We start from the raw sequence: 18,571 nt of genomic DNA, 5'->3' as shown, positions 1-18,571 counted from the left end.
TGTCGCAAGGGAGTGAGATTTGTCCGCTTTGGCGGGTGTTGCCGGAGTCGCGTGAGGCGATGAACAATTCCGGGGCAGGACGGGGGAATTCCGGGCAGTTCCGATCAACGGAAGTGCGAAGACAACCGAAAGACGTTCGAGGCGAGGCAGACCATGGACGCTCCGACCACCACGTCGGCCGATAACGGCTCTTCCGGCGGGAGCAGTGGCGATTGGGGTTGGTTCACTCCACCGGCGAAGAAGTCCTCCGGAGAACAGCAGGAGCAGCACCACGGCCAGGACCGGCAGCAGGACCACGACGTCCCGGCCGAACCGGACGACGGGAGTGCCCACCACGACCGCGGCGACCGAAGAGAGCACCACGAGCGGAACCAGAGAGAGGGGCGGAACGACGGGGAGCCGATACCCAGCCGACCGGTCAACCCGATCCGCCCGGTAGGCACCGCCGCCACACGCGAGCGCGAGACGGAGCCGCCGCAGGCGCCGTCGCCCTATGAAGCAGGCCGTCCGTCCCCGGCGGCAGGCTCCGGCGAGCAGCAGTTCCCCGCGGCCGCCTACTCCGAGCAGCCCGCCGCGGCCCCCGGCCATGCCGCCCCCCGCCGCGAGGCCGAGCCCTCCTGGGGCGGTGCGTCCCCCGCGCCGCGCCCGCCGGAGTGGGAGCGCGTATCGCCCCCGGGCCGGGAGCCCGAGCCCGTACACGAATCGGCGCGCGCCACGGGAGCACCCGCGGGTGCCCCCGCCGGCACCGCGCCCGCGACGGGACCCGCCGCCCAGAGCCAGGGCCCCGCGCCCTCGGTCTTCACGCCCCAGGCGCGTCCCGCCGCTCCCGGTCCGGAGCCCACTCTCGACGCCCTGCAGGCCTCGGCCGCTTCCACGGCACCCGCCTCCCCCGACGCGGTTCTCATCCGCCGCACCATGGCGGAGATCGAGCCCGTGGCCGACAAGGTCACCTCGTACTTCTACGCGCTGCTCTTCGTGCAGTACCCGGACCTGCGGGCGCTGTTCCCGGCCGCGATGGACACTCAGCGCGACCGGCTGTTCAAGGCGCTGCTCACCGCCGCCCAGCACGTCGACGACGCCGAGGTGCTCACCGCCTACCTGGCGAACCTCGGCCGCGGGCACCGCAAGTACGGCACCCAGCCCGACCACTACCCGGCGGTCGGCGAGTGCCTGCTCAACGCGCTCGCGCGCTATGCGACGTCCAGTTGGGGGCCGGAGACCCAGGCCGCCTGGGTGCGGGCCTACACCGCGATCTCGCAGATCATGATCGACGCGGCGGCCGAGGACGAGGCCGTGGCGCCCGCCTGGTGGCAGGCCGAGGTCGTCTCGCACGAGCTGCGCACGCCCGACATCGCGGTGGTGCTGGTCCGCCCCGACCAGCCCTACCCGTTCCTTGCCGGTCAGTACGCCAGCGTGGAGACCCCCTGGTGGCCGCGGGTCTGGCGGCACTACTCCTTCGCCTCCGCGCCGCGCTCCGACGGCCTGCTCTCCTTCCACGTCAAGGCGGTCCCGGCCGGCTGGGTCTCCAACGCGATGGTCCACCGCGCCCGTCCCGGCGATGTCATCCGGCTCGGCGCACCCGGCGGTTCGATGACCGTCGACCACAGCAAGCGCAGCGGTCTGCTGTGCGTCGGCGGCGGTACCGGCATCGCCCCCATCAAGGCGCTGGTCGAGGATGTCGCGGAACACGGTGTCCGGCGCCCCGTCGAGGTGTTCTACGGTGCCCGCAGCGACCACGACCTCTACGACCTCGACACCATGCTGACCCTCGAACAGACCCACCCCTGGCTCTCCGTCCGCCCGGTCGTCGCCACCGGACCCGCGGCCCGCGGCGGCACGAGCAGCGAGACCGGCCAGCTTCCGGACGCGGTCCGTCAGTACGGGCCGTTCCGGGAGTACGACGCCTATCTTTCCGGGCCGCCGGGGTTGATCCGCAGTGGTGTGGACGCTTTGGTGGGTGTCGGCATCCCGACCGAGCGCATACGGCACGACTCCGTGGAAGAGCTCGTCTCGGCGGGAGATTGAGATCGTGACAGCACAGGTCGACAACGGTCCGACAGGGGAGGGGTGGGGCATGCCACGGCAAGAGCGCCCCGGGAGCGACGGCGAGCACCTCGTGCAGCAGCGGCTCGGTACGACCGAGCGCGCCGACCGCTTCTACGGCGACCAGGTACTGGACCATCTCAATGTGCGGATGCGGGAGTTCGTGGCCCGTCAGGAGATGTTCTTCCTGGCCACGGCCGACCGGCACGGCGAATGCGATGCGACGTTCCGGGCCGGTCCGCAGGGGTTCGTCCAGGTGCTCGACGCCCATACGCTGGCGTACCCGGAATACCGTGGCAACGGTGTCATGGCCTCCATCGGCAACATCTCGGAGAACCCCCGCCTGGGCATCTTGATGATCGACTTCACCCGTGACCGCATCGGGCTCCACATCAACGGGCGGGCGCGGGTCGTCATGGACGAGGACATGCGGGCGCAGCACCCCGGTCTGCCGGTCGACCCGGTTCCCGGCCGACGGGCCCAGCTGTGGGTCACCGTCGAGGTCGAAGAGGCGTACATCCACTGCGCCAAGCACATTCCCCATCTGCAGAAGGTCCCGGCACAGCAGCGCGGGGCGCGGGCCTGGGGCACCGACGACGCCAAGCGCAAGGGCGGTGACTTCTTCGGCGCGGCGGCGGAGGCGGGGCAGCGGCCGCCCTTCCGGCGCGCGGAGCGCAGGAACGAGCACCTCCGGGGCGGACTGCACGAGGACACGGACGACGCGCTCTACCAGGCCGCGGCTCCGGCGTGCGGAGACGACCTGGCGTACGGCGCCGGCCCGGCCCCTGCCCCGTCGGCCGGTCCCGCGTACTCCGGCGCACCTCGGGTTCCGCGCCGGGACGACTTCGTGGAGGAGCTGAACGCGGAGTTCCTCGACCGGGTCGAGCGGGTGCTCGCCCGCGCCCAGCCCCGCCGGCCCGCCGACGACGCTCCCGCGTTCCGCGGATGGTTCGACGACCGGCGCGACGGCTGACCCGCTGCCCGCTGGGGGCGGGCCCGCGGAATCCCGCTCAGCCCAGGTCAGGGGCGTGCATGGCCCACACGCCCTCGATGTTGCCGTCCAGGTAGTGCCGCAGCGACAGCGGGACGACCTCGACGGAGGCGATGCCGACACGGGTGAACGGCACCCGCACGATCTCGTACTCCCCGCAGGGCTCCTCGACCTCGGGGCCGTGCCGGCGCGAGACGTCCATCGAGTCGAGCCGGCAGACGAAGAAGTGCTGGACCTTCACGCCGTCCACCCCGCCGTCGCTGAAGTGCTCGACGGTGTCGACGAAGACCGGCACCACGTCCTTGATCTTCGCGCCCAGCTCTTCGTCCAGTTCACGGTGGAGGGCGTCGATGACGGTGGCGTCCTCGGGCTCCACGCCGCCGCCGGGAGTGATCCAGTACGGGGCCCGCCCGGGTTTGGTGCGCTTGATCAGAACGAGGTCCGCGCCGTCGAGCAGAATCGCGCGGGCGGTGCGTTTGACGACTGGCCGTACGTTCATAGGGGACAGATGCCGCAGTCATGGCCCCGTGAAACCCACGCCTCTCGGTCACCAGTCGACAGCGGTTCGCAACAGCCATTCATGGGCCCGGGCGATGTGCGGCAGGCCGAGCGTTCCGGTCCGGACGGCCAGGAAGTACGTCCGCAGCGGGGGCACCGGCGGGTCGAGCAGGGCTACCACGTCGCCGCTGTCGAGCGCCTCGGCGCACAGATAGCGGGGCAGCACGGCGAGCCCCGCTCCGGCCGTCACGCACGACAGCACGGCCCGGAGATCCGCGGCGATCACGGCGGCGGAGGCGGCGGGCTTGGCGTCGAAGACCGCGGACCAGTAGCGGGCGATCAGCGGCAGGCTTTCATGGACCTCGACGAGCGGCACGGGGTCCAGCACGCGGACTCCCCCGGCCTGCAGCACGGTGCTGCCGCCCAGCTCGGCCGCCCAGTGCGGTGCGGCGATCAGGACGTGCTCCTCGTCGCAGAGCGGGGTGGCGGAGAGCAGCCCGCCGCGCGGGCGGGTGGTGGTGACGGTCAGATCGTGGTGGCCGGCTGCCAGGCCGCTCAGCAACTCCTCCGCGGAGCCGAAGGCGGTGCGTATGGACAGGCCCTGGGCGATCAGCGGGGTCAGCGCGGGGAGCGCGCGCTCGGCGAGGAACTCCGGGGGCCCCGCGAGGTGGAGAGTACGGGTGACGGAGTCCCGGTCCTGACCGGACTCGGTGATCTCGGTGAGTGCGTCCAGGTGCGGTGCCACTTTGTGGGCGAGTTCATCGCCGATGGTGGTGGGGGTGACGCCACGGGCGCAGCGGAGGAAGAGGGGGCGGCCCAACTGGCGTTCCAGCGCCCGGATCTGGCTGGTCACCGCGGGCTGGGAGAGCCCGAGTAAGGCCGCGGCACGAGTGAAGGATCCGGCCCGGTGCACGGTGACGAAGGTGCGCAGCAGAGCCAGATCCATCGCGTACCTCCCGCGCCTCTCGGAAGCCTGGTCGCGAGCCAACTATAAATTTGTCGATAGGGCTGTGTCGTTGGCGTGATTGGACAATGACGCTCAGTCAACTAGCCTTGTTCGAGCGGTTCGTTTCACGTGGAACACCGAGTTTCACGTGAAACGCGTGGACTCGGGGCCATGGGAGCCGCAGGCCGGCAGGGCGACGAGGGGGGATGCCCTGCCGGCCCACTTGTCGTTTCCGGTGCCCCGGGTGTGGGGTGCGCGCCGCTTGTTCGACTCGGTCCCTGCTTCGGCGCGGGCCGGCGGTCCGGTCAGTTCTGTCCGGCCACGTCCAGAGCCCGGATGACATCCGCGACCAGATCCTCCGGCTCCTCGATGCCGACCGAGAAACGGATGAAGCCGTCCGGCACGACGTCGCCGCCCCAGCGGGCACGTCGCTCGGCGCTGGACCGTACTCCTCCGAAGCTCGTGGCCTCATCGACCAGGGTCAGAGCGGCCAGGAACCGTTCCGCGCGGGCCTTGTCGGGCAGCACGAAGGACACCACGGAGCCGAAGCGGCCCGGGAGCATCTGCCGGCTGGCGAGCTCATGGGACGGGTCGGACGGGAGGCCCGGGTGGCGCAGGCCGGTGACCTCGGGCCGGTCGGCCAGCGCCGCGGCCAGTGCCCTCGCACCCTCCGACTGCTGGCGGACCCGCAGCGCGAGAGTGGCGAGCGAACGGTGCGCGAGCCAGCTCTCCATCGGGCCGGGGATCGCGCCCACCGTCTTGCGCCACAGCCGCACGGAATCCGCCAGCGCGGCATCGCGGGTGCTGGCATACCCCAGCAGGACGTCACCGTGGCCGGTCAGCGCCTTGGTGCCGCTGGCGACCGAGAAGTCCGCGCCGAGCGCGAGCGGCCGCTGCCCGAGAGGGGTGGCGAGGGTGTTGTCGACGGCCACCAACGCGCCGCGGCGGTGCGCCTCGTCGGCCAGCCGCCGGATGTCGCAGACATCGAGGCCGGGGTTGGAGGGCGTTTCGATCCACAGCAGCCGGGCGCCGTCCAGGGCATCGAGCTGGGCGTCGTGCGCGGTCGGAGCCGTACGGACCTCGATGCCATAGCTCTCCAGTCGGGAGCGGACGGCCGGCAGCAGCTGGTACCCGTCGCTGGGGAGCACCACGGCATCGCCGGTGCGCAGCTGGGAGAAGAGTACGGCGGTGATCGCCGCCATCCCGGAGGCGAAGGCGACGGTATGGGCGCTTTCGTCCGGTGATTCCAGCTCGCCGATGGCCTGTTCCAGACGGGTCCAGGTCGGGTTGGCGTCGCGGCCGTAGGTGTACGGGCCGACGGCATCGCCGGGGAGGTGGAAGTGCGCCGCGAACACCGGCCCCGGGAGGGCCGGCTCATAGGGCTCGGGCTCCGGAAGTCCGGCGCGCACGGCGCGGGTGCCGTCGGCGGTCATGCGCTCTCCTTCTCCCGCGGCTCGTGCGGGTCCTGCGAAGCCTCGCGAGCGACGGCCTGCCCGGTTTCCGGGGCGGTGACCGCGGCGCGAACCGCTGCCAGCAGGCCGTCGCTCGCCTCCTCGATCATCTCCAGGCACTCCTCGAAGCCGGTGACGTCGCCGTAGTACGGATCGGGGACGTCGAGGCCGTCGATGAGGTCGGGTGCCGACGTGCGGCCGGACTCCTGGCCCGGGCCGGCGTCGGCCGTGGGGCCCGTGTAGTAGGAGCGCAGCAGGCGGACCTTGGCAGCGTCCTCGGCGGTCGGGGCCAGGCCGCGCAGCTCGCGCAGGTGGCCGGAGTCGAGGGCAATGACCAGGTCGAGGTGGGCGAACCAGGAGGCGTGGAACTGGCGGGCGGAGTGGACGCTTTCATAGCCGCCCGCGCACAGCACGGCGACCGTGCGCGGGTCGGCTCCGTCGCCCTCGTGCCAGCCGCCGGTCCCCGCGCTGTCGACCTCGACCAGGCCGTCGAGCCCGTCCTCCGCGAGGCGGGCGCGGAAGACGGACTCCGCCATCGGCGACCGGCAGATGTTGCCGGTGCAGACGAAGCAGATGCGGAAGGGGGCGGTCAAGGCTCAGTCCTCGTCGGGAAGGATCACGTGCATCGCCCAGGCGACGATGGAGATGATCACGCCGCCGAGCAGTGCCGTCCAGAAGCCGTCCACATGGAAGGCGAGGTCGGCCTTCCCGGCGAGCCAGGAGGTCAGCAGCAGCATCAGCGCGTTCACGACCAGCGTGATCAGACCGAGCGTGAGGATGAACAGAGGGAAGGAGAGCAGCTTCACCACGGGCTTGACCAGGAAATTGACCAGCCCGAAGATCAACGCGACGAGGATCAGGGTCAGTATTTTGCGGCCGGTGTTCTCACCGGTGAGCGTGATGTCCTTGAGCAGCCAGATGGCCACGGCAAGCGCCGCGGCGTTGGCGATCGTCTTGACCAGAAAATGCTTCATGGTGAGATCGTCGCAGACGAGTCTGAATCATCAGAGGGGTGCGATCGGCATGAAGGCTTTCAGACTGGACGAGCTGGAAGCGGAACGGGCCGCGAACGACGGTGCGTATCTGCAGTTCCTCCGGGAGCGCAACATGTCGGTCGGGCTGTACGCGCTGGATGCGGGCAGCACCGATCCGCAGCAGCCGCACGCCCAGGACGAGGTCTATCTCGTCGTCAGCGGCCGGGCGGCGATCACCGTCGGAATGGAGACACAGTCGGTGGCGCGGGGCAGCGTGGTCTATGTGCCGGCCGGGGTGCCCCATAAGTTCCATCACATCAGCGAGGACCTCCGGGTGATGGTGGTCTTCTCTCCTCCTGAGAGCTAAGGGTCCGGCCCCGTAACCCGTAGGGGAAGGCTCAGGGAAGGGTCGGGGCTGCGAGGCCCCCACGGCCGCGGTCCGCGTCCTAGCATCGTGGGTGCAGGGGGAACCAGAGGCGTGACGACGGATACACCGCACGTGGATGGCGCCACCACCGCGACAAACAGCGCAGCAGACGGATAGCGCGGTACGGACAACGACAGCGCAAACAGACAGAAAGCAGGGCAGAACAGTGGCTGGTAAGGGGATTTTGGCGGGACTTCCGTGGTGGGTCACCTGGGTCGTGGTGCCGGTCGTTCTGCTCGTGGTCTTCGGCGGGTTGATCACCACCGCGCTCGGCTTCCTGATCAGCGTGCTGTTCAAGGTCCTCATAGCGGCGGCCCTGATCGCCGGAGTGATCTACCTCGTCCGCAGGGCCGGCGGCTCGTCGTCCTCGTCGAAGAGCGACTGGTAAGCCAGGGCCTTTCGCCGGCCGGCCCCCGTGCCCCGCTGCGAGAGCGGACCCGGGGGTTCGGTGTTGGCGATCGTGAACGGCGAATTCGTCTCGCGTGCGGGTCGGCGTCCGGCCCGAGGTGCGGACGCCTCCGACAGCCCCGGGGCGCCGGTCTGCCGGGGTGTGACGAGGGAGTCCGCGCGACCGTCTACTTCGCCGTCTACCGGGAGGGTGAAGTCGAGGTGGCAGAGTCTGCCGACGGGGCGGTGGTGGCCGCCGGTGGAGGAGCGGGCCGGCCTCCGAGGAGCCGTGCCCCGGCCGCGCGATCGGGCAGCGTCCGCGAGGCAGCTCGACGACGCCCCGAGCGGAGATCGACTCGCGCGTCACGCCCACCCGTTGATCCCGTTGATATCGCCCTTTTCCGTGTGATCTGAGGGCAAATTACTGCACCGTTTGGATACGGTGCGTGGCAATCACCGGTCTTTCGAGCGTCGCAAATATGCCCTGGGCACGGCGTGTGCGACTTCCCGCGTCCGAGTTGCGGCGGTCGCCACGGTGTCGGTGGTTTCCCCGCGGCGGGACGAACTGCATCGATTGCGGTCCGTTACAGACCGGCTACGAAGAATGGCGGAGGCGACACTAACGACACTCGCTTTCTCTGTCAGTATCTGAAAACTCACTCCTTGTGATCTGCTGGTGCGTGGCAGACGATGGCGCCAATAGGGCTACGGGGATGTCTCCCGGCCATCTCCGATCAAGTGCGGGGCAGTGGTTGATGACCGACACAGTTCAGGCCGAAGTGATCATGAGCTTCGTCGTCTCGGAAGAGCTCGCGTTCCGGATTCCGGTGGAGCTGGACTTCGCCAGCGCCGATCCGTTCGCCGTCCGCCTCACCTTCGATCTGCCCGGCGACGCGCCCGTCACCTGGGCGTTCGGCCGGGAGCTGCTGCTGGACGGGCTGAGCAGGCCCTCCGGTGAGGGCGATGTGCGTATCGAACCGGCCTCCCCCGCGCACCTCAGCGATGTCTTCATCAGCCTTCAAGTCGGCTCCGAGCGTGCGATGTTCCGGGTGAGCGCGGCGCCGCTGGTCGCCTTCCTGGACCGTACGGACCGGCTGGTGCCGCTGGGCAAGGAAGAGGTCTGCGACACCCTGGAGGCCGTACTCGACCGGATCCTCACGGAAGCACCGGCCGGCTGACCCCGCCCCCGGCCGGACCCGTCCGGCCGACGCCACGACGGGTACGCAGGCCGTCCCGCGTACCCGTGCACTTCTTCCGGGCCGGGCACCCCTCCTGGTCGTGCGCCCCTCCCCGCCCGTGCCAAAGGCCCGTCACCTCACTCGCCCCGTCTCCGGCTGCTTTCGCGGTGGCCGGCCGGTGTGCCGGAAGGCGCCGCCCGCCCCCTCGTCACCGCTTACGGCGCCTGCCGCGTCCCCCACGGCCTCCCCGCCGGCCCGGACGGCTCTCCGCGGCGCCGGTCGGCGTATCGGTGCCCACCCCGACCCCGGCCATGTGACCCGCCGCGGGCTCCTCGCCGATGGCTGCCCCGCTGTCACTCCCCGATGCGCCCGTCCCCTTCCGGTCCGCCGAGACGACCAGGGCCGCCAGCAACGTCGTCAGCGGCACTGCGGCGACCAGCCCGATGCTGCCCACCAGCGTGCGGATGATCTCCTCCGCGACCACCTCGCTCGTGGCGACCGTGCCGACGCTGCTCTGTGCGATCGAGAACAGCAAAAGCAACGGCAGCGCGGCGCCCGCGTAGGCCAGGACCAAGGTGTTGACGACGGACGCGATGTGATCTCGGCCGATCCGCATCGCGGCGCCGTACAGCTTGCGCCAGCCGGCCGACGGGTCCGCTTCCTTCAGTTCCCAGACCGCCGCGGTCTGCGTCACCGTCACATCGTCGAGCACGCCCAGCGACCCGATGATGATCCCCGCGAGCAACAGACCGCGGATCTCGATATCGGGGTACAGCCCGTGCACCAGCCCGGTCGTGTCATCCGTATTGCCGGTCAGCAGCGCCCAGTTGATGAACACCGACCCGAGCAGCCCGATCAGCAGCAGCGAGGCGAGGGTGCCGAGGACGGCCACCGAGGTGCGGGCCGTCAGCCCATGGCACAGGTACAGCGCGATCAGCATGATCGCGCTACCCCCGACCACCGCCACCACCAGCGGATCGGAGCCCTGCAGGATCGCCGGGAGGATGAACAGCGTCAGGACCACAAAGCTGGCCGCCAGTGCCACCAGCGCCAACACTCCCCGCAGCCTGCCGACGATCACGACCGCGAACGCGAAGATCGCGGCCAGTATCCACATCGGGAGTGTCCGGTCGACGTCGCTCACCGCGTACTGCAGCTCCTTGGGAGCCTTGGGGGAGTACGAGACCACCACGTCCTGACCGGTGGTGTAGTGGCGCAGGGCGTCCGGCGTCACCACCGTCTGGAAGGTGCGCCCGGCGTTCTTTCCGGTGGTGACTTTGATCGTCGTCTGTTGACAGGGCTTGCCCTTGTCCGCTCCCCCGGCCGGTGGCTGTCCGGTCGGGGAGGGCGACTCGGGTTGCTGCTCGGCATGGACATCGGCGCAGTTGACCTCTGCCACCTTGATGACCCGCGCCTGCTCCGTGGGCTGGTCGAAGCCGACGCCGGACGGTTTGTGGGGTGGTGCGCCGCCCGGCCAGAGCACGACCAGGCCGATCGCCACCGCGGTTGCGAAGGGGATCAGCACTGCCGCGATGACCTTGCGCAGATGCCGGGAGACGGGTGCCGCGGGGCCATGGCCGTGCGCATGGGAGTGCGCGGCGGAAGGGTGGTGGTGCTCGTGAGGGCTCACCGCCCGATCATCGCAAGAAGCCCGGGCCCCCTGTTCACTCCGCCGCCTCGGCCGCTACCGTGGTGCCACCTTTGCAATCGCGGGAGCTCGGAGCACCGGGCTGAGAGGGCGCTGACCTTCGTCCCAGCGGCGTTTCACGTGAAACGCCCATGGACGGAAGCCGCTGCGTCGACCGCCGAACCTGTTACCGGGTAATGCCGGCGTAGGGAGTTGGGGTCTCATGACTCTGCAGGATGCACGCACGCCCGAAAACGGAAACGGTGCCAGTGGCAGCGGTGAGCCGCAGATCGGCTGGCACAAGGGCTATGTCTCCGGACCGCGCCCGGATCTTCGGGTCCCGGTCCGGCGGGTGCACCTCACCAACGGCAAGGACGTGACGCTCTACGACACGTCAGGGCCGTACACCGATCCGCAGATCGATACCGACGTCCGCTGCGGTCTGGCGCCGCTGCGGGAAAACTGGATCATCGCCCGCGGCGACACCGAGGAGTACGCGGGTCGTCCCATGCGGCCGGAGGACGACGGCCTCAAGCACACCTCGCCCCGCGGTGGCCTCAAGAACCTCGACGCGGTGTTTCCGGGCCGTCCCCGCCAGCCGCGCCGCGGCCGTGACGGCGCCGCGGTCACCCAGCTCGCCTATGCCCGGCGCGGCGAGATCACCGCGGAGATGGAGTACGTCGCCGTCCGCGAGAACGTGACGCCCGAGTTCGTCCGCGACGAGATCGCAGCCGGCCGTGCGGTGCTGCCGTCCAACATCAACCACCCGGAGATCGAGCCGATGATCATCGGCAAGAACTTCCTGGTGAAGGTGAACGCCAACATCGGTAATTCGGCGGTCACTTCCTCCATCGAGGAGGAGGTGGAGAAGATGACCTGGGCGACCCGCTGGGGCGCCGACACGGTCATGGACCTCTCCACCGGCCGCAACATCCACACCACCCGCGAATGGGTGCTGCGCAACTCCCCCGTCCCCATCGGCACCGTCCCCCTCTACCAGGCCCTGGAGAAGGTCGACGGCAAGGCCGAGGAGTTGACCTGGGAGATCTACAAGGACACCGTCATCGAGCAGGCCGAACAGGGCGTCGACTACATGACGGTGCACGCCGGTGTGCTGCTCCGTTACGTCCCCCTGACGGCCCGCCGGAAGACCGGCATCGTCTCCCGCGGCGGCTCGATCATGGCCGCGTGGTGCCTGGCGCACCACAAGGAGTCGTTCCTCTACACCCACTTCGAGGAGCTCTGCGAGATCCTCGCCTCGTACGACGTCACCTACTCCCTCGGTGACGGTCTGCGCCCCGGATCCATCGCGGACGCCAACGACGAGGCACAGTTCGCCGAGTTGCGGACGCTCGGCGAGCTGAACACCATCGCCAAGCGGCACGGCGTCCAGACGATGATCGAGGGCCCGGGACACGTCCCGATGCACAAGATCAAGGAGAACATCGACCTCCAGCAGGAGATCTGCGAGGAGGCCCCGTTCTATACGCTCGGCCCGCTGACCACCGACATCGCGCCCGCCTACGACCACATCACCTCCGGTATCGGCGCGGCGATGATCGCGTGGTGGGGTACCGCCATGCTCTGCTACGTCACGCCCAAGGAACATCTGGGCCTGCCCGACCGCGACGACGTCAAGACCGGCGTCATCACGTACAAGATCGCGGCCCATGCGGCGGACCTGGCCAAGGGGCACCCGGGCGCCCAGGAGTGGGACGACGCGCTCTCCGACGCCCGCTTCGAGTTCCGCTGGGAGGACCAGTTCAACCTGGCCCTCGACCCGGACACGGCCCGCGCCTTCCACGACGAGACGCTGCCCGCCGAACCGGCGAAGACGGCCCACTTCTGCTCGATGTGCGGCCCGAAGTTCTGCTCGATGAAGATCAGTAGGAGCATCACGGAGCAGTTCGGCGGCGACGAGGGCGCCACCGCCGGGGAGATCGAGGCCGGAATGCTGGAGAAGTCCAAGGAGTTCGCGGCCGCGGGCAACCGGGTCTATCTGCCGATGGCCGACTGATCCTGCCGGGCGCGCATGAGGGCGGCGGAGGTCCGGACGGGCCTTCGCCGCCGCTGTGCGCGTGGGGCGGACCGGGCAGCGGCGGGAATGTTCCGGCGGGCCGTTTCGTTGGCCCGGGGTCCCGTCACGCCGCCGTCCCTGGGAGTCTCGTGTCCGACAACACCAGCGCCACCGTTCTCCCCTTGCTTCCGGCTCTCACCGCGCAGGCCGAGCGCCTGATCGAGCTCGGGGTGCACACGATCGCCGGACTGCCCGCCGCTGAACTTCGTACCTTCGCCGCGGCAGCCGGCGTCCCCGACGGCCACGGTGCCCTGCTCGCTGTGCATCCGGAGCGGGCCCCGGCCTCCGCCCTCGCGCCGCTGCTCCACCGCGACGGCAGGCCCGGCTTCGTCGTCACCGACATGACCGATGCCGATCTCTTCTCGCCGCTCGACACCCTCGAACTGCCCGACGCCCCGCTCTACTTCCTCACCGGCCTCGACCGCGGAGACCGGATGGCCAACTGGAGCCCGGACGAGGCCCTCCCCGCTCTCACCGCGGAGGCCCGTACCCCGTTGCTGCTCACCGAGGGCATCCACTGGGTGATGCAGCAGCCGGCCGCCCTGGAGCGCAATCACTGCTTCATGACCATCGGCTCCCGGCTGCGCAAGGACAACGGCGCCCTGGACGCCCGCACCCCGGCGATCTGGATCAGCAACGGCACCGGGCGGGACGGCCGCGAGCGCCGCAACGCCCCCAAGGTCGGCTGGTGTTGGGCGGGCAACCGGCACACCTGGCTCGGCTTCGCCTCGGCCACGGGCCGGCCCACGCATTAATCCACCGGGTGGTCGGACCCTCCGTGATCCGGGCTGGTGAAGTCCGGGCTGGAGTACCGCGGGCGGGGCCCCGAGGAACCGCTGTCGGGGCTGGTGAAATCGGGACGGGTGTAGCCGAGGGTGGGAATCCGGCTCTCCGGCGCCGGGGTTCGGCGGGGGACGTAGCGGGAGGGGTCGTCGTCGGGAGTGGCCGCGGGGTCGGTGAGGGCCTCGCGGAGAAAGGGCAGCACGCCGCGCTCCAGGAGGGCGCGGCGCCACACCTCACGGGCGGTGTCGAGCGCCTCGCCCAGTTCGTCGGCTCTGGCGGCCTCGGCGGACGAGCCGTTGCGCAGCGCCGTGACGACCAGGCCGGCCATCGCGACGAGGGTGCCCGCCGCGGTCAGTACCGCGAAGATCCAGCCGACACTGATCAGCGGCTGCGCCAGCGACTTGTCGGGGCTGATGGCGCCCAGCACATAGCCGATGAGGAGGAAGAGGACCGCCGCGATGCCGGCGAGGACAGGAGCGAGGACGGCGATCATGGCGGTGAGTCCGGCGCCGGTGGTTCCGGGCTCGTCCAGGGCGGGTTCACTGGCCGGTCCTGTGCCCTCGCCGGCCTCCGGGCTCAGCTCCTCGTCGTCCACCGCGACACGGGACGGTACGGGACCGGGCGCGCGCAGCTCGGCACGGAGCTGTACATAGCGTTGGTATTCGGCCGTGGCGCAGGCGGCGATGGCGGTGGTCGCGCTGAGCGCCATCGTGCGCAACTGCTCGGTGTTGAGATGGTTTCCCGCGACGGTGGTGAAGTCGTCCGGACGGTATTCGGCGGTGCGCAACGCCTCATCAAGGATCCGCGCGAATTCCGCGCGGTCCTCGTTCAGCAGGTGCGGAGCGCTGTTCATGTGGATCCCCCGATGCTCCGTAGGGCCGTACGGCCGGCGTTGGCCGGGCAGTGGGCGGAAACGGAGGAGAGCCTGCTACGGATAGTCCGATGGTAGAGCGACTCCGGCGCGGGGTGACAGAGAGTTTACGGAATTTGAGTAATGCCGCGACCGGATTCCGCTTGTACGTCCCTCCGACGGCGCGCCGGCCGCCCGTCTCCGGCCCGGCGCGCGCCTGCCGCTTTAACGCTCAGCCCGCCAGCGGAAGTTGAACGACCAAAAGCTTTCCGGCCATGGTGATACCGCCGTCCATGGCGATGGCCAGACCGTCCGCGTAGACATGCGGACCGTCCACCGCCACGGCCTCGCTCTCGCCGTCCTCGGCGCCGACCTCGCCCAGCAGATAGGGGATCGGGCTGTGGCCGTGGACGACGCGGTCGCCCCCGTAGGCGTCGAGGAGTTCTCGTACGGCCTGCGAGCCGGACTCGTCGCGGAAGGCGAAGCGCTTGGTGAACTTGCGGAAGAGGTCCCACACTTCGTCCGCGTCGCTGCGGGTGAGCACGTCGTGGACGGTGTCGTTGACGGCCTCGATGGAGTCGCCGTATTCGAGGTAGGCGGTGGTGTCGGAGTGCACGAGCAGATGCCCGTCCTCCTCCATCACGGCGTCCAGGCGGGACATCCACTGGAGGTGGTGGTCCTCCAGGCGGTCCATGTCGGTCTTCTGGCCGCCGTTGAGCAGCCAGGCGGCCTGGAAGGAGGCGGTGCCGGCACCGGACTGCACGGGGGTGTCGCCGAACCTCTTGGCGCCCAGCAGCAGGAGCTCGTGATTGCCCATCAGGGCCTTGCAGTAGCCGCCGGCGGCCGCGGCCTCGGCGGAGAGCTGCATGACGAGGTCGATGACGCCGATGCCGTCCGGGCCGCGGTCGGTGAAGTCGCCGAGGAACCAGAGCCGGGCGTTGCCGGCCGCCCAGTTGCCGTCGGCGTCGATCAGGCCCTCGGCGGCCAGCGCCTCGCGCAGCTCGTCGTAGTAGCCGTGCACATCGCCGACGACGTACAGCGGGCCCATGCCCTCGGGCGCGTCGGGGTCCTGGGCGGGTTCGGGCACCGGGACGACGGCCGGGCGGTCGATGAGGGTGTCCGTGCGGCCGGGCTCGATGACCGGGAGGTCGCGCGCGGTCGGCGTGTACTCCTCGGGCAGCTCGGCCGGCGGCACCACGGGAGGTGCGGCCGGGGCGCCGGCGGGCAGGTGGAGCGGCGGGCCGGCGGGCGGCACGGGGGACCCTGCGGGCACGCCGGAAGGCACTCCGGGCGGCGGAACAGACGCCGGAGTTTCTCCCGCCATGGTCCACACCATGGGTCCCTGACTGGCCCCCTGAGTCATCGACCCCTCCACCGTCGCGCCGCCGTGCACCTCTCGGACCTTTGCCTGGTCGACGGCGGTCCGCGGTGTCGTGCGCCCATCATAGGAATGCCGATCGCGGGTTGTGACGCACCCGGGGGTGGTCAATCCGCCGAAGCCCGGCATTCACGGCGGATTTATCCCGGGATCACCCTGTTTTTTCCTCGTAGAAGTGATCACACCGTCGCTCGTATGTGGGAGCGCGCTCAGTCGCCGGAGGGTCCCCGTGGGGGGCTGACGGTCGTTCTCGGGGGGCGTCGCTGGGACGAGGCCCGGACGATGAGGTCGGTCGGTATGACCTGTTCCACGGGCCGGCCGTTGCCGAGCCCCTCGATGGCGTCGATGAGGATCTGCACCACGGCGGTGCCGATCCGGCGCGGCTTGAGGGACAGCGTGGTGACGGGCGGCTCGGTGGCGGCGTAGAGGGTGGACTCGCTGCAGCAGACCAGCAGCAGGTCCTCGGGCACGCGCAGGCCGTAGCGCCGGGCGGCGGCGAGCAGGTCGGTGCCGTTGGGGTCGAAGAGTCCGTAGACGGCGTCCGGGCGGTCCGGGCGGGCCAGCAGCCGGTCGGCGGCGACGGCGCCCGCGCACGGGTCGTGCGCCGGGTAGGACTCGTACACCGGGTCCTGGCCGACGCGCTCGCACCAGTGCAGGTAGGCGGTGGTCGACAGGCGGGTGTAGGTGTCGGTGGTGTTGCCCGTGAGCAGCCCGATGCGGCGGGCGCCGGCGTCGGCGAGGTGGTCGAGCAGACCGAGGACGGCCGCCTCGTGATCGTTGTCGACCCAGCCGGTGACGGGCAGCGCGCCGCCGGGCCGGCCGTCGGAGACGACGGGGATGCCGTGCCGGACGAGTTCGGTGACGACGGGGTCGCCGTCCGCGGGGTCGATGACGACGGTGCCGTCGAGGGCGACGTTGGACCACACGTCGTGGCGGGAGGTCGCGGGAAGGATGACCAGCGCATAGCCGCGGGCCAGGGCCGCGGAGGTGGCCGCTCTGGCCATCTCGGCGAAGTAGGCGAATTCGGTGAAGGTGAAAGGTTCGTCCCCGTAGGTGGTCACGGTCAGGCCGAGGAGCCCCGACTTGCCGGTACGGAGGGTGCGGGCGGCTGCGGACGGGCGGTAGCCCAGCCGGTCGGCCACCTCGCGGACATGGCTACGGGTGGCATCCGGAAGCCGGCCCTTGCCGTTGAGCGCGTCGGAGACAGTCGTGATCGACACTCCGGCTGCGGCGGCCACGTCCCGGATGCCCGCCCGCCCCAGCCGGCGGCCGGTCGACCGGCTCACCTGGTGCTTCCCTGCTGCTGTCATGGCGACCCGATAGTAGGGCTCATGGGGTCCGCTCGCGGGGGTTGGGCGACCGAGGTGAGAAGGCACGTTTCTGCATGGCCACCGGCCCTCAATTTCCGGGAAAGTGCAGGGAGTTGGGGTTACAGGTGATCATTCCGGTGGGGAAACGGGGCCTTCGCCTGTGGATCAGTCGAGGTTGCGAAGCGGCCTCAAGTCACCTTGACGGGGGACGCGCGCCACGGCGTAAGCCACCGGCGCACGCCGGATCGGGCGGCGCCCCCTGGAGGCTCTGCGCGGGCCTTCCCGGCAGCGGTCCGGCGACGTGGGGTCGGGCCTGGCGGCGGGCCGGGGGCTGCCGCCGAACGGGTCAATCCTCATAAGGTGTGCAGTATTGGAGAAGGAGCGGGACGGTCGAGGAGGACCTGCGGTGAGCGAGAAGACCCCGAAGCTGCGTGCTGCGCTGGACGGCATCCCCACCTACAAGCCGGGCCGGCCGGCGGCGGCCGGTGGCCCCGTCACATACAAGCTGTCCTCCAACGAGAACCCCTATCCGCCGCTGCCGGGCGTCCTCGAGAGCGCGGTGGCCGCGGCCGGTTCCTTCAACCGCTACCCGGACATGGCCTGCACGGGCCTGATGGCGGAGCTGTCCGAGCGGTTCTCGGTGCCCCTGGAGCATCTGGCGACCGGCACCGGTTCGGTAGGTGTGGCCCAGCAGCTGGTCCAGTCGACGGCCGGCCCCGGTGACGAGGTGATCTATGCCTGGCGGTCGTTCGAGGCGTACCCGATCGTCACCCAGGTCTCCGGCGCCACGTCCGTACAGGTGCCGCTGACCTCCGGTGAGGTGCACGATCTGGACGCGATGCTCGCCGCGGTCACCGACCGGACCCGGTTGATCTTCGTCTGCAACCCCAACAACCCCACCGGTACCGTCGTGCGCCGCGCGGAGCTGGAGTCCTTCCTGGACCGGGTGCCGAGCGATGTGCTGGTGGTGCTGGACGAGGCGTACTGCGAGTTCGTGCGCGACCCCCAGGTGCCGGACGGCATCGAGCTCTACCGCGACCGGCCCAACGTGTGCGTGCTGCGCACCTTCTCCAAGGCGTACGGCCTGGCGGGGCTGCGGGTCGGCTTCGCGGTGGCGCACGAGCCGGTGGCCGCGGCGCTGCGCAAGACGGCGGTGCCGTTCGGCGTGAGCCAGCTGGCGCAGGAGGCGGCGGTGGCGTCGCTGCGCAGCGAGGCGGCGCTGCTGGAGCGGGTCGATGCCCTGGTGGCCGAGCGGACGCGGGTGGTGGACGGCCTGCTGGGGCAGGGCTGGACGGTTCCGGAGACGCAGGCGAACTTCGTCTGGCTGCGGCTGGGCGACCGTACGACCGACTTCGCGGCGGCCTGCGAGCGGGCCGGGGTGGTCGTGCGGCCGTTCGCCGGGGAGGGCGTACGGGTCACGATCGGCGAGGGTCCGGCGATGGACCTGTTCCTGCAGGCGGCGGAGGAGTTCCGCAAGGCGTTGTAGGGCGTCGTCGAGGTTGTGAAGAGGCCGTGGGTCCCCGACCCGCGGCCTCTTTGCGTGAGGTGCTGGTTTCCGCCGCTGCGAAGGGGGCGGCCCGCGCCGGGCGTCGTTGCCGTGGTCCGGGACGTGGCAGGTGAGGGGCGTTCCGGCCCCTGGAATCGGGCGTGA

17 protein-coding genes are annotated in these 18,571 nt (G+C 70.4%); 8 read left to right on the top strand and 9 right to left on the bottom strand.

Features of this window, described 5'->3' with window-relative positions:
• Nucleotides 1-153: 153 nt before the first annotated feature.
• Both K7396_RS17710 and K7396_RS17705 read left to right on the top strand, forming a co-directional pair.
• On the top strand, nucleotides 154-2,025 hold the full coding sequence (locus K7396_RS17710; protein ID WP_152104601.1) for a globin domain-containing protein: 1,872 nt from the start codon (nucleotides 154-156) through the stop codon (nucleotides 2,023-2,025).
• Between the two features lie 49 nt (nucleotides 2,026-2,074).
• A complete protein-coding gene (locus K7396_RS17705; RefSeq protein ID WP_174886922.1) occupies nucleotides 2,075-3,016 on the top strand; it encodes a pyridoxamine 5'-phosphate oxidase family protein in 942 nt (313 codons plus the stop codon).
• A gap of 37 nt (nucleotides 3,017-3,053) precedes the next feature.
• Here the strand turns inward: K7396_RS17705 and K7396_RS17700 are convergent, their stop codons facing one another.
• The 5 genes from K7396_RS17700 to K7396_RS17680 all read right to left on the bottom strand — a co-directional run bounded on the left by K7396_RS17700 (nucleotide 3,054) and on the right by K7396_RS17680 (nucleotide 6,903).
• Nucleotides 3,054-3,533 (bottom strand): NUDIX domain-containing protein, encoded by a 480-nt coding sequence (locus tag K7396_RS17700; protein ID WP_086719042.1) that lies wholly within the window; start codon nucleotides 3,531-3,533, stop codon nucleotides 3,054-3,056.
• A gap of 48 nt (nucleotides 3,534-3,581) precedes the next feature.
• Entirely contained in the window at nucleotides 3,582-4,478 is an 897-nt protein-coding gene (locus K7396_RS17695; RefSeq protein WP_086719043.1) for a LysR family transcriptional regulator, read from the bottom strand.
• Nucleotides 4,479-4,783: 305 nt separating this feature from the next.
• Entirely contained in the window at nucleotides 4,784-5,911 is a 1,128-nt protein-coding gene (locus K7396_RS17690; RefSeq protein ID WP_086719044.1) for a cystathionine gamma-lyase, read from the bottom strand.
• A complete protein-coding gene (locus K7396_RS17685) occupies nucleotides 5,908-6,465 on the bottom strand; it encodes a low molecular weight protein-tyrosine-phosphatase (protein ID WP_373866926.1) in 558 nt (185 codons plus the stop codon). Before K7396_RS17685 ends, K7396_RS17690 begins: the two co-directional genes overlap by 4 nt.
• A gap of 60 nt (nucleotides 6,466-6,525) precedes the next feature.
• A complete protein-coding gene (locus K7396_RS17680; protein WP_086719046.1) occupies nucleotides 6,526-6,903 on the bottom strand; it encodes a phage holin family protein in 378 nt (125 codons plus the stop codon).
• Nucleotides 6,904-6,952: 49 nt separating this feature from the next.
• Between K7396_RS17680 and K7396_RS17675 the strand changes: the two genes are divergently transcribed.
• The 3 genes from K7396_RS17675 to K7396_RS17665 all read left to right on the top strand — a co-directional run bounded on the left by K7396_RS17675 (nucleotide 6,953) and on the right by K7396_RS17665 (nucleotide 8,895).
• The gene (locus K7396_RS17675; RefSeq protein ID WP_086719047.1) at nucleotides 6,953-7,270 is read left to right on the top strand and encodes a cupin domain-containing protein; all 318 of its coding nucleotides are present in this window, start codon (nucleotides 6,953-6,955) and stop codon (nucleotides 7,268-7,270) included.
• Nucleotides 7,271-7,496: 226 nt separating this feature from the next.
• Nucleotides 7,497-7,718, top strand: coding sequence for a DUF5326 family protein (locus K7396_RS17670; RefSeq protein WP_086719048.1), 222 nt, complete (start codon nucleotides 7,497-7,499; stop codon nucleotides 7,716-7,718).
• A gap of 754 nt (nucleotides 7,719-8,472) precedes the next feature.
• Nucleotides 8,473-8,895, top strand: a complete 423-nt coding sequence (locus K7396_RS17665) for an SsgA family sporulation/cell division regulator (RefSeq protein WP_086719049.1) — start codon at nucleotides 8,473-8,475, stop codon at nucleotides 8,893-8,895.
• Between the two features lie 208 nt (nucleotides 8,896-9,103).
• Here the strand turns inward: K7396_RS17665 and K7396_RS17660 are convergent, their stop codons facing one another.
• A complete protein-coding gene (locus K7396_RS17660) occupies nucleotides 9,104-10,525 on the bottom strand; it encodes a YibE/F family protein (protein WP_152104602.1) in 1,422 nt (473 codons plus the stop codon).
• Nucleotides 10,526-10,745: 220 nt separating this feature from the next.
• Between K7396_RS17660 and thiC the strand changes: the two genes are divergently transcribed.
• Together thiC and K7396_RS17650 are read left to right on the top strand one after the other, a co-directional pair.
• A complete protein-coding gene (thiC, locus tag K7396_RS17655; protein ID WP_086718903.1) occupies nucleotides 10,746-12,539 on the top strand; it encodes a phosphomethylpyrimidine synthase ThiC in 1,794 nt (597 codons plus the stop codon).
• Nucleotides 12,540-12,688: 149 nt separating this feature from the next.
• Nucleotides 12,689-13,354 carry a DUF5701 family protein gene (locus tag K7396_RS17650; protein ID WP_086718905.1) on the top strand — a complete coding sequence of 222 codons (666 nt, stop codon included), beginning with the start codon at nucleotides 12,689-12,691 and terminating at the stop codon, nucleotides 13,352-13,354.
• On the opposite strand, the gene K7396_RS17645 is transcribed toward K7396_RS17650, so the two are convergent.
• The 3 genes from K7396_RS17645 to K7396_RS17635 form a co-directional block, all read right to left on the bottom strand.
• Nucleotides 13,351-14,235 carry a G protein-coupled receptor family protein gene (locus tag K7396_RS17645; RefSeq protein WP_174886923.1) on the bottom strand — a complete coding sequence of 295 codons (885 nt, stop codon included), beginning with the start codon at nucleotides 14,233-14,235 and terminating at the stop codon, nucleotides 13,351-13,353. The genes K7396_RS17650 and K7396_RS17645 overlap by 4 nt on opposite strands.
• A 229-nt stretch (nucleotides 14,236-14,464) precedes the next feature.
• Nucleotides 14,465-15,568, bottom strand: coding sequence for a metallophosphoesterase (locus K7396_RS17640; protein ID WP_174886924.1), 1,104 nt, complete (start codon nucleotides 15,566-15,568; stop codon nucleotides 14,465-14,467).
• 251 nt (nucleotides 15,569-15,819) lie between these two features.
• Complete coding sequence (locus K7396_RS17635) at nucleotides 15,820-16,920, bottom strand: LacI family DNA-binding transcriptional regulator (protein WP_086718909.1); 1,101 nt, start codon at nucleotides 16,918-16,920, stop codon at nucleotides 15,820-15,822.
• A gap of 406 nt (nucleotides 16,921-17,326) precedes the next feature.
• Between K7396_RS17635 and hisC the strand changes: the two genes are divergently transcribed.
• Complete coding sequence (gene hisC, locus K7396_RS17630; RefSeq protein ID WP_086718911.1) at nucleotides 17,327-18,406, top strand: histidinol-phosphate transaminase; 1,080 nt, start codon at nucleotides 17,327-17,329, stop codon at nucleotides 18,404-18,406.
• The last annotated feature ends 165 nt before the right edge of the window (nucleotides 18,407-18,571 follow it).

The sequence above is a fragment of the Streptomyces angustmyceticus genome, assembly GCF_019933235.1.
In the GTDB taxonomy this organism is placed as follows: Bacteria; Actinomycetota; Actinomycetes; order Streptomycetales; family Streptomycetaceae; genus Streptomyces; species Streptomyces angustmyceticus.
The sequence above is the reverse complement of the archived record's forward strand: the minus strand, read 5'-3'. Positions and strand labels throughout refer to the sequence as shown.

Excerpts from the sequence above, each read along its gene's own strand:
- K7396_RS17695 (WP_086719043.1), bottom strand. The coding sequence starts at position 4,478 with ATGGATCTGGCTCTGCTGCGCACCTTCGTCACCGTGCACCGGGCCGGA.
- K7396_RS17685 (WP_373866926.1), bottom strand. The coding sequence starts at position 6,465 with ATGGCGGAGTCCGTCTTCCGCGCCCGCCTCGCGGAGGACGGGCTCGAC.
- K7396_RS17710 (WP_152104601.1), top strand. The coding sequence starts at position 154 with ATGGACGCTCCGACCACCACGTCGGCCGATAACGGCTCTTCCGGCGGG.
- K7396_RS17645 (WP_174886923.1), bottom strand. The coding sequence starts at position 14,235 with ATGAACAGCGCTCCGCACCTGCTGAACGAGGACCGCGCGGAATTCGCG.
- K7396_RS17690 (WP_086719044.1), bottom strand. The coding sequence starts at position 5,911 with ATGACCGCCGACGGCACCCGCGCCGTGCGCGCCGGACTTCCGGAGCCC.
- K7396_RS17665 (WP_086719049.1), top strand. The coding sequence starts at position 8,473 with ATGACCGACACAGTTCAGGCCGAAGTGATCATGAGCTTCGTCGTCTCG.
- K7396_RS17640 (WP_174886924.1), bottom strand. The coding sequence starts at position 15,568 with ATGGTGTGGACCATGGCGGGAGAAACTCCGGCGTCTGTTCCGCCGCCC.
- K7396_RS17705 (WP_174886922.1), top strand. The coding sequence starts at position 2,075 with ATGCCACGGCAAGAGCGCCCCGGGAGCGACGGCGAGCACCTCGTGCAG.
- K7396_RS17700 (WP_086719042.1), bottom strand. The coding sequence starts at position 3,533 with ATGAACGTACGGCCAGTCGTCAAACGCACCGCCCGCGCGATTCTGCTC.
- K7396_RS17680 (WP_086719046.1), bottom strand. The coding sequence starts at position 6,903 with ATGAAGCATTTTCTGGTCAAGACGATCGCCAACGCCGCGGCGCTTGCC.
- K7396_RS17675 (WP_086719047.1), top strand. The coding sequence starts at position 6,953 with ATGAAGGCTTTCAGACTGGACGAGCTGGAAGCGGAACGGGCCGCGAAC.
- thiC (WP_086718903.1), top strand. The coding sequence starts at position 10,746 with ATGACTCTGCAGGATGCACGCACGCCCGAAAACGGAAACGGTGCCAGT.
- K7396_RS17635 (WP_086718909.1), bottom strand. The coding sequence starts at position 16,920 with ATGACAGCAGCAGGGAAGCACCAGGTGAGCCGGTCGACCGGCCGCCGG.